This window comes from Bacillus sp. KS1, from assembly GCF_020075515.1.
GTDB lineage: Bacteria > Bacillota > Bacilli > Bacillales > Bacillaceae > Bacillus > Bacillus velezensis.
The window spans coordinates 427,416-444,824 of sequence record NZ_JACAWW010000019.1; the positions used below are offsets into that span (position 1 = coordinate 427,416).

Genomic DNA, 17,409 nt, shown 5'->3' on the forward strand with positions numbered 1-17,409 from the left:
GATGTCCTCCTATCAAAAGTGAGTGTAGAGGCAATATAAAAAGCCGTAGTTAAACGGCTCAAATCTTGCATTCTTCTGATCTCATTATAGCTAATCTTTCGTGAGATATCAAAGAATGTTAAATATATAATTTCGGCTTTGATCTGCCCGATGTTCTTTTGGGACGCGGCTGTTCCGCTGAGTCCGCCTGTGCGGCGTCTTTTTCTTTTGAAGCGGATGCTTTTTCAGACGTCTTCTTTGATGTTTTGGATGAGGCGTCTGATTTGGTTTCATCTTCTGTTTCATCTGTTTTTTCAGCTTCATCCTTTTTGTCCTGTTCGTCTGTTTCTTTTGTCTCGTCAGATTCATTCTCGTCATCACTGCTGCTTAATTGGCTGTAAAGCTTCATCATGGCGGGCAGACTCCGTACTAAAGGACCGTACTGCTGGATCATCGGCGTAACCTGCTGCGCCACGCCGAGCACCTTCTGAACGTTGCCGAGCATGCTCGACAGGGATGCCGGACTTGCCAGGTTCTGTATTCCCTGCAGTCCTGCACCTGCTCCTCCGCTGGCCGCCGGTGCCGACGCGGCAGCGCTTCCTCCTCCTGAACCGGGTAAAAAACGGGAAAGCATCCCTTTTAAGCCCCCTCCGCCGCCCGTGCCTGCGTTTCTCAGGCCCGCTCCGGCCATCTGCTGCTGAGGGAAAAGCTGCCGGCCCTGCTGCATCAGCTGCCCGCCCGGCAATGACGGTCTTCCTCCCATCATCATACGCGGATTCATAAACGGCCGGCCCTGCTGCGCCATATTTCTCATCGGCTGCTGTGGAAACATACTTGTACCTCCTTTCTGTCTCTCTGCTATTACAATATGCATCGGCGGGGGCATTTGCTTTTCTGTCTCGAAAACAGGATTCCCCCAAGACATGGTGTTTTTAAGTAAAATCGGTTATAATGTGATGATGGACACAGAATGTGCCGCTTTAAGGAGCTGGGAAAAATGAAAGAAACTAAATTTGATGGATACAATTTAAAACCGTTTATTATAGATGCAGTTCACCGCCTTGGTTTTTATGAACCGACAGATATTCAAAAGCGTCTGATACCTGCCGTACTGAAAAACGAAAGCGTGATCGGGCAGTCCCAGACGGGGACGGGGAAAACCCACGCCTATTTATTGCCAATTTTGAATCGGATTGATCCGGGTTCTGATACGGTACAGGCCGTTATCACGGCGCCGACGAGAGAGCTTGCCAATCAGATTCATCAGGAAGCGCTCAAAATCACACAGGGTGCGGAAGATGAGCCGATCCGGACAAAATGCTTCATCGGCGGGACGGACAAGCAAAAATCAATTGATAAGCTGAAAACACAGCCTCATCTCGTCGTCGGAACGCCGGGCCGGATCGCGGATCTGATTAAGGCGCAGGCATTGAACGTCTATAAAGCGCAGTCTCTCGTCATTGACGAAGCTGATCTGATGCTTGATATGGGCTTTTTAGAAGACGTTGATTACATCGGGTCGCGTATGCCGGAAGAACTGCAGATGCTTGTGTTCTCAGCTACGATTCCGGAAAAGCTGAAGCCGTTTTTGAAAAAGTATATGGAAAATCCGAAGTACGCGCATGTTGAGCCGAAAAGAATCACAGCCGAAAAGATTGAACATGTGTTGGTTCCTTCTAAACAGCGTGATAAAGACAAACTGCTTTTTGATATGATGTCTCATCTGAACCCTTATCTGGGCATTGTGTTTGCAAATACGAAAAACACGGCTGACCATATTGCGAAATACCTGACTGAAAAAGGAATGAGAGTCGGTCTTCTGCACGGGGGATTAACGCCGCGTGAGCGTAAGAAGGTAATGAAGCAGATTAATGATCTGGAATTCACTTATGTCATTGCGACAGACCTTGCGGCTAGAGGAATTGACATTAAAGGCGTAAGCCACGTCATCAACTACGAGCTTCCGGACGATTTGGATTTTTATGTTCACCGTGTCGGAAGAACTGCACGCGCCGGTTCATCAGGCCAAGCACTGACCATTTATGAGCTTTCTGACGAAGATGCGCTCGTAAGACTCGAAAAGATGGGCATTGTGTTTGACTATGCGGAGCTTGTAAACGGCGAATGGAAGAAAGGCGATGACCGCCACCGCCGTAAAAATCGCAAAAAGACGGCAAATGAGGCTGACCAAATTGCGAAACGCCTCGTGAAAAAGCCGAAAAAAGTAAAGCCGGGCTATAAAAAGAAAATGAGCTACGAAATGGAAAAAATTAAAAAGAAGCAGAGAAGAAACCAATCTAACAGAGGAAAGTAGGGGGAATCGGGTTGCTGAAATTAGGTTCACACGTCTCAATGAGCGGAAAACATATGCTCCTTGCCGCAAGCAAGGAAGCTGTTTCGTACGGGGCGAATACATTTATGATCTATACGGGCGCTCCCCAAAACACGCGCCGCAAAAAAATTGAAGACTTGAATATCGAAGCGGGCCGCGCCCATATGAAGGAAAACGGTATTGACGAGATTGTCGTGCATGCGCCGTACATCATTAACATCGGAAATACGACAAATCCGGCAACATTTGAGCTGGGCGTTGATTTTCTGCGTTCTGAAATTGAAAGAACAGCAGCGATCGGCGCGAGACAGATCGTGCTTCATCCAGGAGCGCATGTCGGAGCTGGGGCTGAGACGGGCATCAAAAAAATCATTGAAGGTTTAAACGAAGTGATTGTTCCCGAGCAAAACGTGCAGATTGCGCTGGAGACAATGGCGGGCAAAGGCTCAGAATGCGGGAGAAGCTTTGAAGAGCTGGCCGAGATCATTGCGGGAGTCACGCATAATGAACATCTATCCGTCTGCTTTGACACTTGCCACACCCATGACGCCGGGTATGATGTCGCTAATGATTTTGACGGTGTTCTTAACGAGTTTGATAAAATCGTCGGCATCGATCGGATAAAAGTCCTTCATGTTAACGACAGTAAAAATATTAAAGGCGCCCGGAAAGACCGCCATGAAAATATCGGGTTCGGAGAGATCGGTTTTGACGCTCTGCAGTACATCGTTCATCACGAGCAGCTTGCCGATATTCCGAAAATCCTCGAAACACCGTATGTAGGCGAAGACAAGAAAAATAAGAAGCCGCCGTACCGTTTTGAAATCGAAATGCTGAAAGAAAAACAGTTTGATAAGGAGCTTCTTGAAAAAATATCAGCTCAATAAGAAAGAAAGGAGGGGCGGGTGTCCCTCCTTTCTTACCCTGAGAATTGATTGAAAAGTTCGTCAACTTTCCGCGCCGTTTCTTTTGAGGTTATCGTTTCCACCTTTTTCAGCAGGCGCAGCCGCTCCTGTTCATCAAAAATATTGATGTTTTTTCCGTGCATCAGAGCCGCTACCTCAGCCGCTTGACTTCTTGTAATGCTGATTCCGTATTGCTTGGAATATTTCAGCAGATCGTCCGCAGTGACTTGATTGAGCCGCTGCAAAATAATTCTTTGTATTAAAATCATCGATACTTTCACCTCTTTAGACATAATGTATTGAGCAGATCATTAAAATGTTACAGCTTTTAATGGTAAAATAAAGTTGCTTACTGTTTAAAATAGTTATTATAGGAAAGGAGATTTTATGACCCCAAATAAACAGCATAAAAGAGAATCATTTTTACACTTTATCTTCAGGGTCATTATGATTCTGATCGGGGCGGGTTCAGCCGCCGTAAGTATTGAATTGTTTCTGGTCCCTAATAATTTTATCGACGGAGGCATTATCGGTGTTTCATTAATTTTAGACCACCTCTTTATGTCCAATCCCCTCCTCAATTTTGCCTTATTCGTTGTGTTACTCAACATTCCATTTATGATTTTCGGATATAAATATATCGGAAAAACATTTCTCATCTCTACTGTTATCGGAATCGTCGGTTTAGCGCTGATTGAATCCTCATTGCACCATGTGGAGGCCATTACGACCCAGCCTATTTTGGCGACGGTATTCGGCGGGCTTTTGCTCGGTTTCGGGGTAGGCCTTGTCATCCGAAACGGAGGCTCGATGGACGGTACTGAAATCCTCGGTATCCTTCTCACGAAAAAGCTGCCCTTTTCAGTCGGGGAATTCGTTATGCTCATCAATGTGTTTATTTTCATTTGGGCCGGTTTTGTGTTCGGTCCGGAGCAGGCAATGTATTCTTTCATGACTTATTATATTGCCATGAAAACGATTGACGCCGTCATCCAGGGGCTTGATGAAACAAAAGCGGTCATTATTGTTGCAGAGCAATATGCTGAGATCTCAGATGCTATATTGCACCGGCTTGGACGGGGAACCACCAAACTTCAGGGCAAAGGCGGATATACGGATGAAACCAAAGAAGTCATTTACGCGGTCGTGACAAGGCTTGAAGTGACTAAATTGAAATCCATTGTGTTTGAAATTGATAAAAACGCCTTTATTACGATCATGAATACCCATGAAACGAGGGGCGGTAAGTTCAAAACCGCGATTCACTAGGCTTTCATTTACTTTTCATCATTTTATAGGTATAATTTGATACATCATAAGAAAATGGCCTGCTGTTCAGACAGCTGCCATTTTCTTTTTGGAGCGATACCGTGTTGTAAAGGGGAGGTCCTCATGAACGTACAAGAAGCGTTGAACCTGCTGAAAGAAAAAGGGTATAAATATACGAGTAAGCGAGAAGACATGCTGCAGCTTTTTGCTGATTCTGATAAATATCTGACCGCCAAAAACGTGCTTGCCGCATTAAATGACGACTATCCGGGTCTGAGCTTTGATACCATATACAGAAATCTTTCGTTATATGAAGAACTCGGCATTTTGGAAACGACGGAGCTTTCCGGAGAAAAACTGTTCCGTTTTACATGCTCTTATACCCATCATCATCACCATTTTATCTGTTTAACCTGCGGGAAAACGAAGGAAATTGAGTCCTGTCCGATGGATAAGCTGCACGATGATTTGGAAGGGTATGAAATCAGCGGCCATAAGTTTGAAATTTACGGCACCTGTCCGGCGTGCCGATAAAAAACCTCCTGCTTATACAGGAGGTTTTTTTCAGCTTTTAACATGCTGAAAGCTATGTTTGTTTTTTTTAATCCAGGCGACGGCTTCAAGCCAATTCTGCACCCTGATAATATTGGAATCGATGGGGAGCTGATTATATGGGGAGTTAAAAAGGATAACCGGAATGCCTGCTTCTTTTGCGATCATTGTCGCATTGCCGTGGTGATCTTCGAAAAATAAATCAATGCCGTGTTTTTTGACGGCTTCCACTTTATGATGGCCTCCGACAAGCTCAATGTGATCGTAATGAATGTCCCGGTTTGCAAACCAGTCCAGCGTAACATCTTCTAAGTGGCCGCGTCTTGCCGTAATGTAGATCAGACGGTGCTCTTCTTTCAGTCCGTCCAGTGCCTGCTTGGCAAATTCCGCGAGCTTCGCTTCTTTATATATGGCTGCTTCATGAACGTTCATCCATTCCCAAAATTCCTCGTCTGTAATGTTCAAAAGCTTCGTCAGATCATAATCAGTCATATCATCCAAGGTAATGGAAAGATGAAATGAGCGGTTTAAATAAGGGACAAATGTATCCTGTGCCGTAACTGTGCCGTCAATATCTATACCTAACCGTAACATGTCCACACTCCTATAAATTCATCCCTTCAAGTGTAACATAAACAATTAACAATACCAGAAAAGTTTAGCAAACATGAATCCGTAAAAAACGCGGAAACTAAAAAAGCTCCTTTCATAAAAGAAAAAGGGGGAATTGAAGGTGGCATACGATTACGAAAATCGAAAAGGCAACGACTATTATGTGGATCATGGATCGGAAGGAACCGATATCACGCGTGATGTTTATTCAGAAGAAACAGCGGCTGAAATTTCAGAGCCATATCGTGCTTCTGACCGGGCAGCAGACCGTGATGATAACCGGGACGGAGTAAGTGAAGGCCGGGGGATAGGGTATGCAGCATTGGCTATTTCTATCATTTCCCTATTTGTGCTCCCTGTTTTATTAGGGGCATGCGGCATTATCGTCGGCTATATCGCCAGAAGAAGAGGAGCAGGCGCTTTAGGCGGATGGGCGATGGGAATCGGTATTGTTTCCCTTGTGCTCGGCATCTTCATTACACCGTTTTTTTAACACAACGCAAAAAAAAGCTTGGCGGAATATCCGTCAAGCTTTTTGTGTTTCTTGTTCTGCTTTTGCTTTTTCCGCTTCAAGCTTTGCGTAGTGTTCTTCTGCCAGCTTGTCGATTTCTTTTTTCAGCTCTTCGACCATGGTTTCTTCAGGAACTTTGCGGACGATTTGGCCTTTGCGGAAAAGAAGTCCTTCGCCGCGCGCGCCGGCAATCCCGATATCGGCTTCTCTTGCTTCACCCGGTCCGTTAACGGCACATCCGAGAACCGCTACTTTAATCGGCGCTTTGACTTTAGAAATGTATTCTTCCACTTCATTTGCGATGCTGATGAGATCAATTTCGATCCGTCCGCATGTCGGGCATGAAATAAGCGTAGCCGCGTTTGAAGCGAGACCGAATGATTTCAGCAGTTCTCTGGCTACTTTTACTTCTTCAACCGGGTCGGCGCTCAGAGAGATCCGGAGCGTGTTTCCGATTCCTTTGCTTAAAATCGCTCCGAGTCCGGCCGCGCTTTTTACCGTTCCGGCAAACAGCGTGCCCGATTCTGTAATTCCGAGGTGGAGCGGATAATCAAATGCTTTTGACGCTTTTTCGTATGCTTCTATGGCGAGATTGACGTCAGACGCTTTCATGCTGACGATGATGTCATGAAAGTCAAGGTCTTCCAGGATTTTGATATGATGAAGCGCACTCTCAACCATTCCGTCAGCAGTCGGATAGCCGTATTTTTCTAAAATGCGTTTTTCCAAAGAACCCGCGTTTACACCGATCCGGATCGGAATACCTTTTTCTTTCGCCGCTTTTACGACGGCTTCCACTTTTTCGCGCCGGCCGATGTTACCCGGGTTGATTCTGATTTTGTCGGCGCCGCCCTCAATTGCTTTTAATGCAAGCTTGTAGTCAAAATGAATATCGACAACGAGAGGGATAGAAATTTGTTTTTTGATGTCGGCAATCGCGTTAGCGGCGCGTTCGTCCGGACATGCCACCCGGACAATTTGGCAGCCGGCTTCGGCTAAACGGTTGATTTCCGCAACTGTTGCTTCTACGTCGTGTGTCTTGGTCGTCGTCATACTCTGAATAACGACTTCGTTATTTCCGCCTATTGTTAAAGGTCCCACTTTGACGGGACGCGTTTTTGTACGATGTGTGATTTCACTCACTTGTCAATCGCTCCTTAATTGTAGTTACCGCTTTTGCAGGCTGAGCCTTTTACATGTCAGGCAACTTCTATTTACATGTTATATTGTAACAGTGTATTTGCCGAACTGACAAGAAATTAACGTTTAATTGCGGTAGACGGGGAATTTATAAGCGGTGCCTGCCCGAATGGCGTTTGCTTTTACATTCGGATTCAGCGCTTCAAAATCTTGTGCAATATCATCAGGCGCTTTATGTGCGCCGACTATCGACATCACCGTATCACCTTTTTTGACCGTAACCGTTCTGTATGAAGCTTCCTGTTTTGCTGGCTGTGCCGCCGCTGCGTATGCTGGAAGGTCTTGAGAAGGGATCGTGCCGATTTTAAGATCGTAAAAGATAATGAATATCACAAATAAACTGCCGAATACAAAAGTAAGCCGCTTCATTCCAACCGCCTCCCGCATACATTTTTACTTCATTGTATGCTTGTCCCATTTTGTTCATGACAAAAAAGAAGACCGCCGGGGGCAGTCTTTGTTACACAGCTGTTTTTCTTGGCGGTATCTCTTTTAAGACGAGGAAAAGGATGATAAAGTTTACAAACCAATTCACTAAAAATTCACTCGGCACTGTAATAACAAGCGCGCGCATGATCGTAAAGAATATGGTCGAAAGTGTAATGGAATAAGCCGAAAGCTTCCAGAGCTGCTGGTAATTCAATGTCTTTCTTTGCGCATTTTTCAATATCAGGCCGATGACGGCGAGAAATGATACTTCAATGAATTTTCCGGCCGCTGTCATGATGAACAGCAAAACGGACAGGACGGTGACGATCATTGTTTTATTTTGGTTTAATGCTGATATGATTTCTTTTTTTGTGATATCAGCAGGCATCAGCGAATAATTCATTTCTGTCGCCTGTCCGTCTACAGCAAGCACTATTTTATTTTTCAAAATGCCGATCGCGTTTTGTTTCGCCGCTATTTGTTTCGCGCCGTAAGCATCTGTCGGATCAAACACGATGACAAAGCCGTTCGCTTCCGTTTCCTTAGAGGCGGACGCTTTCGTCTGCAATTCTCCGTTTGAAATGCTGAAATCAGGGAAATCTTTCTTTAACACGGTTTTGAAACCGTTCATTGAGTTTACGGTGCCAGAGCAAAGGTAATAAGCGCTTGGCAGCGTAAAAAGGACAGACAGCAAAAATACATAAAGGATCGCTTTTCCTATCCCCTGAAACCGTGTTTTTGCAATATCCGCCGGAGAGTATGTACTTTTCAATAAAGCCGTAAATATGTTCAACATCTTCACTTCCTAGCCTAAACTGGTATATGTTGCTTATTGTATCGTTCACAGGGGATGAACACAAGTGAGAGTATTTAAAGCGGTGATAAGGAATCATACATAATAAGATAAAGCGGGAAGCGGTGATCGCCCGCAAAACAAAGGAGGGTGTTTTTGTCATGAGTGTTTTGTATTGGCTGATTATCATTGCGGTCTTCGTCATTGCTTTTATCGGGCTTGTATATCCGGTGATTCCAAGCGTTATTTTTATTGTGGCCGGTTTTCTTCTCTACGGATTTTTGTTTTCCTTCAGTCCTTATTCTTACCTGTTTTGGCTCATTGAGGCGGTATTTGCGGCCGTTTTATTCGCAGCTGACTATGTGTCAAATTTACTTGGCGTTAAAAGGTACGGAGGAAGCAGGGCGGCGATCTGGGGAAGCACGATCGGATTATTGATCGGACCCTTCGTCATTCCCGTGGCAGGCATTATATTAGGCCCGTTTATCGGTGCTGTCTGCGCTGAGGTGTTTGTTCATCAAAAGGATATCAAGTCCGCGGCAAAAGTGGGGCTCGGCTCGTTAATCGGTTTTTTAACAAGTGTGGCGGCAAAAGGCGTCATTCAGCTCTTTATGATCGGATATTTCTTATGGACGGTGCTTTAGAAAGGTTTAATTTCGGCCGTGAACGGATAAAGTGTAATATGTTTGCTGGAATCGCCGGATTGTGAGCTTTTTCATTGATTACCACGCTTTCTTTTGTTACATTGAGATTAGAAAAGTTCGCGTTAAGCGGCATTTCAGTACATATATTTAAAGGAGGAAAAAATTATGGCTTACAAACTTCCAGAATTGCCTTACGCTTATGATGCTTTAGAACCGCATATCGATAAGGAAACGATGACGATTCACCATACGAAGCACCATAACACATACGTGACAAACCTCAATAAAGCGATCGAAGGATCAGCTCTTGCAGAGAAATCTGTAGATGAGCTTGTTGCTGATTTGAACGCAGTGCCGGAGGACATCCGCACGGCAGTCCGCAACAATGGCGGCGGACATGCAAACCACTCTTTATTCTGGACTCTTTTATCTCCGAACGGCGGAGGCGAACCGACTGGTGAGCTTGCTGAAGAGATCAAAAGCACGTTCGGCAGCTTCGATCAATTCAAAGAAAAATTCGCGGCAGCAGCTGCAGGCCGTTTCGGTTCAGGCTGGGCTTGGCTCGTTGTAAACAACGGCAAACTTGAAATTACAAGCACGCCAAACCAAGATTCACCGCTTTCAGAGGGTAAAACACCTGTTCTCGGTCTTGATGTTTGGGAGCACGCTTACTACCTGAACTACCAAAACCGCCGTCCTGATTACATTTCAGCTTTCTGGAATGTTGTGAACTGGGATGAAGTTGCCCGTCTTTACAGCGAAGCAAAATAATTGAGTTGAATGATCACAAGGTCTCCCGCGGGAGGCCTTGTTTTTTTATTGACTTTGATTCCTTTTACATATCTCAGTTTGAGTGAGACAAACTAATGTGTAGTAAAGGGGAGTCAATGATGAGCAAAATAAAAAAAATTATCGGCGACATCGAAATAAATAAAGGGCTGCTGCTGCTATTGACGATTGGCGGCCTTTACTCATTGGGCATCGCGCTGTCAAATACATTTGTCAACGTGTATTTGTGGAAGCAGTCGGGAAAATTTATTGATTTGGCCATATACAATTTGTCGGTCGTAACGATGCAGCCGATTACCTTTCTGCTGGCTGGCCGGCTGGCTAAAAAAATTGACAGGGTGTTTATTCTCAGGTTCGGCGTTATCTTTTTGGCCGCTTTTTATTTAAGTGTGCTGCTTGCCGGAGAAACTGCGGCTTCCCGTCTCGTTTTGATAGGGGCCGTGCTCGGAGTTGGATACGGCTTTTACTGGCTGGCTTTTAATGTGCTGACTTTCGAAATCACGGAACCGGAAACGAGAGATTTTTTTAACGGGTTTTTAGGCATTTTGTCTTCATCGGCGGGCATGATCGGTCCGATTGTGGCCGGATATGTCATTTCAAGACTTGAAAACAATACGGGTTATACAATCATTTTCAGCCTGTCGCTCGGCTTATTTGCCCTTGCCGTGGTCATGAGCTTTTTTCTGAAGCGGAGGGAGTCGAAAGGCCGGTTTATGCTGAAAAAAGTTTTTGATGAGCGCCACACGAATCTGAATTGGCGCCGGATTACCAACGCGCACTTTTTTCAAGGCTTGAGAGAAGGGATTTTTGTTTTTTTAATCAGCGTATTTGTATTCATTGCGACAAACAGTGAGCTGGCGCTCGGAACATTCGGCCTCGTCAATTCCGCGGTTTCTTTTTTTGCCTATTATTTTGCATCAAGGCTCATCAAAAAAAGAGCGCGGAAAAAGGCGATTCTTATCGGCGGATTGATCTTGTACGGCGCCCTGTTTCTCATCATTTTTAAAATGAGCTTCACGACGCTCCTTTTGTACGGAGTGTTTATTGCGATCGGCTATCCAGTTCTGCTCGTGCCGTATGTCTCGCTTACATATGATGTGATAGGCCGGGCGCGGCTTGCCAGAAAAGCCAGAATTGAATACATTGTGCTCAGGGAGTTATTTTTAAATGCGGGCCGGATCGTTTCCATCCTTTGTTTCCTTGTAATCGTTACATTATTCAAGGAAAAAGTGGGAATACCGGCGGCGCTCGTGCTGCTCGGAGCCGGCCATCCGCTGATTTATTACTTTATAAAAGACATCAAACTGGATACGGAAACTTCTGATGAAACAGTAGAAGAAGACCGACAAAAACAGGCGGCGGAACCGAATTTTATAAAAGGAGAAAGATAAAAGGGTTATCTGTAGAAAAATATCGAAAAAACCTTTAGAATGAAAAATGGCACCTGAACAGAAGGTGTCATTTCTTTCTGTAAATAAGAAAAGGTGATGTCATGAGGAGAAATAAAAAGAAAATAGCTGTAAACAAAGAAAAGAAAAAATCACTGCCGATCCGGCTTAATTTTTTGTTTTTGGCCGCGTTTCTTATTTTCACTTGGATTATCGTCGAGCTTGGCATCAAGCAGATCGTTCAGGGTGATGATTATAAAAACGCCGCCAATAAGCAGGAGGAGTCTGATGTCAGCACGGCGGTTCCGAGAGGGAAAATATACGACCGGAACCTAAATCCCATCGTAACGAATAAAGCATTAAATGCGATTACATATACACGTTCAGCCTCAACCACCCAGGCACAGCGGTTAAAAATCGCAAAAAAACTGTCGGGTATGATTAAGGTAAGCACCAAAAAGGTGACTGAGCGGGATAAAAAAGACTATTGGATGTTAACGAGGCCTGATGAAGCGAAAAAACTGATTACGGCCGAAGAAAAGCAAAAAGCTGAAGACAAAAAACTGTCTGACGATGATTTATATCAGCTTCAGCTAAAACGCATCACAGACAAACAGCTGAATGAACTCACTTCAAAAGACATGCAGATCCTTGCGATCAAAAGGCAGATGGATTCAGGCTACTCCCTGACGCCTCAATACATCAAAAATGAAGGCGTGTCGGCAAAAGAAATGGCCGTCGTCAGCGAACATTTAGATGAACTGCCGGGAGTTGACGTGACGTCTGACTGGGAACGGTCTTATCCTTATAAAAGCCTGATCCGGACATTGCTCGGCAGTGTATCCAGTTCAAACGAAGGTCTTCCGTCCAACCTGCTGGATCACTATCTGTCACTCGGCTACAGCCGGAATGACAGGGTCGGAAAAAGCTATTTAGAATATCAATATGAAAGCCTGCTGCAGGGCCAAAAAGAGAAAGTGCAGAACTTAACCGACTCATCCGGAAATGTCACGGGCAGCAAAGTGATTTCAAAAGGACAGGCCGGCAAAGACCTTGTGTTATCCATTGATATGGACCTGCAGAAATCCGTTGAAAAAATCATTGAGAAAAATTTAAAATCGGCAAAAGCGAGACCGAGCACGAAGCTTCTTGATCGGGCCTTCGTCGTCATGATGAACCCGAAAAACGGAGAAGTGCTGACGATGGCCGGCAAACAGATTACGAATGACCATGGAAAGTACAAAATTAATGATTATGCCCTCGGCGCAATGACTTCCTCCTATGCAATGGGATCGGCGGTCAAAGGAGCGACGGTGTTGACCGGACTGCAGACGGGCGCGATTAATTTGAACACCGTTTTTCAGGATGAACCTATGTATTTCAAGGGAAGTAAAAACCCGAAAAAATCATGGACGAATTTAGGTCCCGTAGATATCCAAAAAGCGCTTCAGGAATCATCAAACGTGTTCATGTTCAAAACGGCGATTGCCGTCGGTAAAGGGGAGTACAAAAAAGGCCAGTCCCTGCCGCTTGATATGAAGGCATTCGATACTTTCAGATACTACTTCAATCAGTTCGGACTCGGAGTTAAGACGGGAATTGATCTCCCGAATGAAGCGACCGGGTACCAAGGATCACAGCGAATTTCCGGTCTTCTGTTAGACTTTGCCATTGGACAGTATGATACGTTTACACCGCTGCAAATGGCGCAGTATGTATCTACAATCGCCAATGGAGGCTATCGTTTGAAGCCTCAGCTTGTAAAAGAGGTCAGGCAGCCTGATTCGAAAAAAGGAATCGGAGCCGTTGTAGAGTCTGTTCAGCCCCAAGTACTGAACAAGATTGATATGAATAATGCAGATATTAAAGAAGTGCAGGCAGGTTTCAGACGCGTCATGACAAAAGGGACAGCCGCAACTGATTTTGCGACGGCGACATACAGTCCTGCCGGTAAAACGGGTACGGCGCAATCTTTCTATGACGGTCCGGACAAATCAGAGACGGGTGAAGGAACGTATAATACGACTCTTGTCGCTTATGCACCTGCGGATAATCCGGAAGTGGCTATTTCTGTAGTCGTTCCTTGGGCCTATATTGATTACAGCGATCGATATTCGATCACGAATGATATAGGAAGAGCAGCTCTGGACAAATACTTTGAGCTGAAAAAGAAACAAGAAGATAATAATACGAAGCAGAAAAACGAAGATAAAATTCAGGAAGACGCTGAAAACGGCAATACAAATCACTAACAGAAAAACGCTCACAACTTGTGGGCGTTTTTTTTATACAAAAAAACATCCGGATTTACAAAACCTTAACACTTGATTTATACGCATTTTACAAGAACCCTTTACTCTAGACCTGTAGGACAAATTACACATTAAATGCAGGGGGAATTCAGGAAATGAAAAAAAACAAATGGATGCTTATGCTTCTGATGGCTGCTGTTATGATTGTTGCTGCAGCATGCGGAAATGCAAAGGAAAGCGGCAAGACAGACAGTCAATCTGCAAGTGAGGATAAAAAAGCATCAGGTTCTTTAACCATTTCTGGTTCATCAGCCATGCAGCCGTTAGTACTGGCAGCGGCGGAAAAGTTTATGGAAAAACATCCGGATGCTGATGTGCAGGTGCAAGCGGGAGGTTCAGGAACAGGTCTTTCGCAAGTGTCTGAAGGGGCAGTGCAAATCGGCAACTCAGATGTCTTTGCTGAAGAAAAAGAAGGCATTGATGCAAAAGCCCTAAAAGACCACCGAGTAGCGGTAGTGGCGATGGCGGCTACGGTCAACCCCGGTGCGGGCGTAAAGGATATAACCAAAAAACAGCTGACAGACGTCTTTACAGGAAAAATTAAAAACTGGAAAGAGCTTGGCGGTAAAGATCAAAAAATTACACTTGTGAACCGTCCTGATTCATCAGGAACACGCGCTACGTTCGTCAAATACGCGCTTGACGGAGCAGATCCTGCTGAGGGCATTACAGAGGATTCCTCCAATACAGTCAAAAAAATCATTGCGGAAACGCCGGGAGCTATCGGTTATCTGGCATTCTCTTATATAAACGATGACAAAGTAACGCCTTTATCGATCGGAGGCATCAAACCGGAAGAGAAAAACGTCGTCACAGGCGAGTATCCGATTTGGGCTTACGAGCACTCTTATACGAAAGGTGAAGCGTCAGGCCTTACAAAAACGTTTCTTGACTATATGAACAGCGATGAAGTACAGAAAAGTATCGTAAAAGATCAGGGCTACATTCCGATCTCTGATATGAAAGTCACACGTGACGCAAACGGCAAGCAAAGCTGAGGGGAGGGCGGGCTCCCCGCCTCTTCTTTCCTTATAGGAGTGTAAACAAATGATAAATCACAGAGAAAAAGAGTCTGTAAGCGAACGCTTAATAAGCTCAAAACAAAACAGGCAAATGGATGAAGTCCGCGGAAGGGTGATTGTGTCTGTGTGTGCCGCGATTATCATTGCGGCATCAGCGGCGATCACAATTTTTCTCGGCATTAAGGGGCTGCAATCTTTTTTTGTAAATGGTGTAAGCCCGATTGAGTTCTTAACAAGTCTGAATTGGAATCCAACCCAGGCAAAACCTGAGTTCGGCGCGCTGCCTTTTATTTTCGGATCATTTGCGGTCACGGTTCTGTCGGCTCTGATCGCAGCGCCCCTCGGTATTGCGGGTGCCGTGTTTATGACGGAAATTGCGCCGACTTGGGGAAAAAAGGTGCTGCAGCCGGTAATTGAGCTGCTTGTCGGCATTCCGTCCGTCGTTTATGGATTCATAGGTCTTACAGTATTGGTTCCGTTTATCGGCTCTTTTAAATCAAGCGGAACGGGTCACAGCCTTCTGGCGGGGACGATCGTACTCTCGGTAATGATTCTGCCGACTGTTACATCGATTTCCGCTGATGCGCTTGCGTCACTTCCGAAACATCTTCGCGACGGTTCATACGCGCTTGGTGCGACGAGGTGGCAGACAATCAGAAAGGTGCTTATCCCGGCGGCGTTTCCGACATTGCTGACCGCCGTCGTGCTCGGGATGGCAAGAGCGTTCGGAGAAGCACTCGCCGTACAGATGGTTATCGGAAATACAAAGCTTCTGCCGGAAAGCCTGCTTGATACGGCGGGAACATTAACGACGATTATCACGTTAAACATGGGCCATACCACATACGGCAGTATTGAAAATAATACGTTATGGTCTATGGGGCTTGTTCTTCTTATCATGTCGTTTCTGTTTATATTGCTCATACGCTACTTGTCATCTAGGAGGAAAGTGTAATGAACCGGAAAATAACGGATAAATTGGCCACCGGTGTATTCGGGTTATGCGCTGCTGTAATCGCGGCGATTTTGGCAGGATTGTTTTTGTACATTCTTATTCACGGCGTCTCTGAAATCTCCTTGCATTTTCTTACGTCAAAATCAAGCGCCATTGCGTCAGGCGGCGGAATACGGGATCAGCTTTTTAACTCCTTTTACATTCTGTTTATCACCATGCTGATCACGATACCGCTTGGTGTGGGGGGCGGCGTCTTTATGGCTGAATATGCGCCCCAAAATAAAATCACTGATTTTATCAGAACGTGTATTGAGGTGCTGTCTTCGCTTCCGTCCATTGTCATCGGGATGTTCGGCATGCTGATGTTTGTGAACCTGACCGGATGGGGCTACACGATTATCGGAGGCGCGCTCGCATTAACGGTCTTTAACCTTCCCGTTATGGTCCGGGTGACAGAAGGCGCGCTCACTGCAGTTCCTAAGGAGCTGAAAGAAGCTTCTCTCGCTTTAGGTGTATCGAGATGGCATACTGTCAAAACGGTGCTGGTTCCGAGTGCGATTCCTTCGATTTTAACCGGAGCCATTCTCGCATCAGGAAGAGTATTCGGAGAAGCGGCCGCATTGTTATTTACAGCAGGATTGACAACGCCGCGGCTGAATTTTACCGATTTAAATCCGTTTTCTGAAGCATCTCCTTTCAACATTTTCAGGCCGGCTGAGACGCTGGCGGTTCATATATGGAGTGTCAATACGCAGGGAATCATCCCTGACGCCGAAGCGATTGCAAACGGCGGCTCGGCGGTGCTGGTGATTTCGGTGCTCTTGTTTAACCTTTGTGCAAGATGGCTCGGATCTGTCATTTATAAAAAGCTTACGGCAAATTAATCGGAAAGAGGCGAAAACATGATTGATTACATCATCAGGGAACATGCGGAACAGACAAAGCGTTCGCCGGAGTCTTCGATTTTGGAAGTGAAGCATCTATCAATTTATTACGGTGAAAAACAAGCGGTTAAAGATGTAAACATGAATATTGAAAAACATGCGGTGACGGCTCTGATCGGTCCGTCCGGCTGCGGGAAATCAACATTTTTGAGACAGATTAACAGAATGAACGATGCCATTCCTTCGGCAAGAAGCGAGGGAGAGATTCTTTATGAAGGGCTGAATATTTTGGGGGAAGCGATTAATGTCGTGTCTCTCAGACGGGAGATCGGTATGGTGTTTCAAAAACCGAATCCGTTTCCGAAATCCATTTACAATAACATCACACATGCGCTGAAGTATGCGGGTGAACGCAGGAAAGCCGTTTTGGATGATGCGGTCGAAGAAAGCTTAACGAAGGCTGCGCTTTGGGATGAAGTCAAAGACCGGCTTCATTCATCGGCTCTGTCGTTATCAGGCGGCCAGCAGCAGCGCCTTTGCATCGCCCGTACGCTTGCGATGAAACCTGCCGTGCTTCTTTTAGATGAACCGGCTTCAGCTCTGGACCCTATTTCAAACGCCAGAATCGAGACGCTTTTGACAGAACTGAAAAAAGATTATTCGATTATTATCGTTACGCATAACATGCAGCAGGCGCTGAGGGTGTCTGACCGAACGGCTTTCTTTTTAAACGGGGAAGTGGTGGAATACGGGCAGACAGAACAAATTTTTACGAGTCCTAAAGCGAAAAAGACAGATGATTACATTAACGGAAAGTTCGGATAGGGGGAAGG

19 protein-coding genes are annotated in these 17,409 nt (G+C 45.4%); 13 read left to right on the forward strand and 6 right to left on the reverse strand.

The window, feature by feature from the left end; translation table 11 throughout:
- Positions 1-118 precede the first annotated feature (118 nt).
- Positions 119-811 (reverse strand): VrrA/YqfQ family protein, encoded by a 693-nt coding sequence (gene vrrA, locus HWY38_RS15835; RefSeq protein WP_224182176.1) that lies wholly within the window; start codon positions 809-811, stop codon positions 119-121.
- Positions 812-976: 165 nt separating this feature from the next.
- On the opposite strand from vrrA, the gene HWY38_RS15840 reads away from it, so the two are divergent.
- Both HWY38_RS15840 and HWY38_RS15845 read left to right on the forward strand, forming a co-directional pair.
- Entirely contained in the window at positions 977-2,293 is a 1,317-nt protein-coding gene (locus HWY38_RS15840; RefSeq protein ID WP_224182177.1) for a DEAD/DEAH box helicase, read from the forward strand.
- A gap of 11 nt (positions 2,294-2,304) precedes the next feature.
- A complete protein-coding gene (locus tag HWY38_RS15845) occupies positions 2,305-3,198 on the forward strand; it encodes a deoxyribonuclease IV (protein ID WP_224182178.1) in 894 nt (297 codons plus the stop codon).
- Between the two features lie 32 nt (positions 3,199-3,230).
- Here HWY38_RS15845 and HWY38_RS15850 read toward each other — a convergent pair whose 3' ends face one another.
- The gene (locus HWY38_RS15850) at positions 3,231-3,485 is read right to left on the reverse strand and encodes a DUF2624 domain-containing protein (RefSeq protein WP_003153013.1); all 255 of its coding nucleotides are present in this window, start codon (positions 3,483-3,485) and stop codon (positions 3,231-3,233) included.
- A gap of 118 nt (positions 3,486-3,603) precedes the next feature.
- Between HWY38_RS15850 and HWY38_RS15855 the strand changes: the two genes are divergently transcribed.
- Positions 3,604-4,485 carry a YitT family protein gene (locus HWY38_RS15855; RefSeq protein WP_007408296.1) on the forward strand — a complete coding sequence of 294 codons (882 nt, stop codon included), beginning with the start codon at positions 3,604-3,606 and terminating at the stop codon, positions 4,483-4,485.
- A 123-nt stretch (positions 4,486-4,608) separates the two neighbouring features.
- Positions 4,609-5,019 (forward strand): Fur family transcriptional regulator, encoded by a 411-nt coding sequence (locus tag HWY38_RS15860; protein WP_003153018.1) that lies wholly within the window; start codon positions 4,609-4,611, stop codon positions 5,017-5,019.
- Positions 5,020-5,049: 30 nt separating this feature from the next.
- On the opposite strand, the gene HWY38_RS15865 is transcribed toward HWY38_RS15860, so the two are convergent.
- Entirely contained in the window at positions 5,050-5,631 is a 582-nt protein-coding gene (locus HWY38_RS15865) for a hypothetical protein (RefSeq protein WP_224182179.1), read from the reverse strand.
- 133 nt (positions 5,632-5,764) lie between these two features.
- On the opposite strand from HWY38_RS15865, the gene HWY38_RS15870 reads away from it, so the two are divergent.
- Positions 5,765-6,142, forward strand: a complete 378-nt coding sequence (locus HWY38_RS15870; RefSeq protein WP_087920773.1) for a DUF308 domain-containing protein — start codon at positions 5,765-5,767, stop codon at positions 6,140-6,142.
- 33 nt (positions 6,143-6,175) lie between these two features.
- Here HWY38_RS15870 and ispG read toward each other — a convergent pair whose 3' ends face one another.
- The 3 genes from ispG to HWY38_RS15885 all read right to left on the reverse strand — a co-directional run bounded on the left by ispG (position 6,176) and on the right by HWY38_RS15885 (position 8,585).
- Positions 6,176-7,294 carry a flavodoxin-dependent (E)-4-hydroxy-3-methylbut-2-enyl-diphosphate synthase gene (ispG, locus tag HWY38_RS15875; protein ID WP_169510269.1) on the reverse strand — a complete coding sequence of 373 codons (1,119 nt, stop codon included), beginning with the start codon at positions 7,292-7,294 and terminating at the stop codon, positions 6,176-6,178.
- 132 nt (positions 7,295-7,426) lie between these two features.
- Positions 7,427-7,729, reverse strand: coding sequence for a LysM peptidoglycan-binding domain-containing protein (locus HWY38_RS15880; RefSeq protein ID WP_025285006.1), 303 nt, complete (start codon positions 7,727-7,729; stop codon positions 7,427-7,429).
- A 91-nt stretch (positions 7,730-7,820) separates the two neighbouring features.
- Positions 7,821-8,585, reverse strand: a complete 765-nt coding sequence (locus HWY38_RS15885) for a DUF1189 domain-containing protein (protein WP_411908476.1) — start codon at positions 8,583-8,585, stop codon at positions 7,821-7,823.
- Positions 8,586-8,743: 158 nt separating this feature from the next.
- Here HWY38_RS15885 and HWY38_RS15890 point away from each other — a divergent pair, with 158 nt between their 5' ends.
- The 8 genes from HWY38_RS15890 (at position 8,744) to pstB (ending at position 17,401) form a co-directional block, all read left to right on the forward strand.
- Complete coding sequence (locus HWY38_RS15890) at positions 8,744-9,226, forward strand: DUF456 domain-containing protein (RefSeq protein WP_015387996.1); 483 nt, start codon at positions 8,744-8,746, stop codon at positions 9,224-9,226.
- A 165-nt stretch (positions 9,227-9,391) separates the two neighbouring features.
- Positions 9,392-9,997: a superoxide dismutase SodA gene (gene sodA / locus HWY38_RS15895; protein WP_003153025.1), complete on the forward strand. Its 606-nt coding sequence runs from the start codon at positions 9,392-9,394 to the stop codon at positions 9,995-9,997.
- A 119-nt stretch (positions 9,998-10,116) separates the two neighbouring features.
- A complete protein-coding gene (locus HWY38_RS15900; RefSeq protein ID WP_007612614.1) occupies positions 10,117-11,406 on the forward strand; it encodes an MFS transporter in 1,290 nt (429 codons plus the stop codon).
- Between the two features lie 101 nt (positions 11,407-11,507).
- The gene (gene pbpA, locus HWY38_RS15905; RefSeq protein WP_224182180.1) at positions 11,508-13,655 is read left to right on the forward strand and encodes a penicillin-binding protein 2A; all 2,148 of its coding nucleotides are present in this window, start codon (positions 11,508-11,510) and stop codon (positions 13,653-13,655) included.
- Between the two features lie 155 nt (positions 13,656-13,810).
- Complete coding sequence (locus HWY38_RS15910) at positions 13,811-14,713, forward strand: phosphate ABC transporter substrate-binding protein (protein WP_224182181.1); 903 nt, start codon at positions 13,811-13,813, stop codon at positions 14,711-14,713.
- 49 nt (positions 14,714-14,762) lie between these two features.
- Entirely contained in the window at positions 14,763-15,692 is a 930-nt protein-coding gene (pstC, locus tag HWY38_RS15915; RefSeq protein WP_012117997.1) for a phosphate ABC transporter permease subunit PstC, read from the forward strand.
- The gene (pstA, locus tag HWY38_RS15920) at positions 15,692-16,576 is read left to right on the forward strand and encodes a phosphate ABC transporter permease PstA (RefSeq protein WP_224182182.1); all 885 of its coding nucleotides are present in this window, start codon (positions 15,692-15,694) and stop codon (positions 16,574-16,576) included. The genes pstC and pstA overlap by 1 nt, the downstream gene beginning before the upstream one ends.
- A gap of 18 nt (positions 16,577-16,594) precedes the next feature.
- Positions 16,595-17,401, forward strand: a complete 807-nt coding sequence (gene pstB, locus HWY38_RS15925) for a phosphate ABC transporter ATP-binding protein PstB (RefSeq protein WP_224182183.1) — start codon at positions 16,595-16,597, stop codon at positions 17,399-17,401.
- Positions 17,402-17,409 lie beyond the last annotated feature (8 nt).

Excerpts from the sequence above, each read along its gene's own strand:
- HWY38_RS15885 (WP_411908476.1), bottom strand. The coding sequence starts at position 8,585 with ATGTTGAACATATTTACGGCTTTATTGAAAAGTACATACTCTCCGGCG.
- HWY38_RS15840 (WP_224182177.1), top strand. The coding sequence starts at position 977 with ATGAAAGAAACTAAATTTGATGGATACAATTTAAAACCGTTTATTATA.
- HWY38_RS15910 (WP_224182181.1), top strand. The coding sequence starts at position 13,811 with ATGAAAAAAAACAAATGGATGCTTATGCTTCTGATGGCTGCTGTTATG.
- HWY38_RS15900 (WP_007612614.1), top strand. The coding sequence starts at position 10,117 with ATGAGCAAAATAAAAAAAATTATCGGCGACATCGAAATAAATAAAGGG.
- pstB (WP_224182183.1), top strand. The coding sequence starts at position 16,595 with ATGATTGATTACATCATCAGGGAACATGCGGAACAGACAAAGCGTTCG.
- vrrA (WP_224182176.1), bottom strand. The coding sequence starts at position 811 with ATGTTTCCACAGCAGCCGATGAGAAATATGGCGCAGCAGGGCCGGCCG.
- pstC (WP_012117997.1), top strand. The coding sequence starts at position 14,763 with ATGATAAATCACAGAGAAAAAGAGTCTGTAAGCGAACGCTTAATAAGC.
- pstA (WP_224182182.1), top strand. The coding sequence starts at position 15,692 with ATGAACCGGAAAATAACGGATAAATTGGCCACCGGTGTATTCGGGTTA.
- HWY38_RS15850 (WP_003153013.1), bottom strand. The coding sequence starts at position 3,485 with ATGATTTTAATACAAAGAATTATTTTGCAGCGGCTCAATCAAGTCACT.
- HWY38_RS15855 (WP_007408296.1), top strand. The coding sequence starts at position 3,604 with ATGACCCCAAATAAACAGCATAAAAGAGAATCATTTTTACACTTTATC.
- HWY38_RS15865 (WP_224182179.1), bottom strand. The coding sequence starts at position 5,631 with ATGTTACGGTTAGGTATAGATATTGACGGCACAGTTACGGCACAGGAT.
- HWY38_RS15880 (WP_025285006.1), bottom strand. The coding sequence starts at position 7,729 with ATGAAGCGGCTTACTTTTGTATTCGGCAGTTTATTTGTGATATTCATT.
- HWY38_RS15890 (WP_015387996.1), top strand. The coding sequence starts at position 8,744 with ATGAGTGTTTTGTATTGGCTGATTATCATTGCGGTCTTCGTCATTGCT.
- pbpA (WP_224182180.1), top strand. The coding sequence starts at position 11,508 with ATGAGGAGAAATAAAAAGAAAATAGCTGTAAACAAAGAAAAGAAAAAA.
- HWY38_RS15860 (WP_003153018.1), top strand. The coding sequence starts at position 4,609 with ATGAACGTACAAGAAGCGTTGAACCTGCTGAAAGAAAAAGGGTATAAA.
- sodA (WP_003153025.1), top strand. The coding sequence starts at position 9,392 with ATGGCTTACAAACTTCCAGAATTGCCTTACGCTTATGATGCTTTAGAA.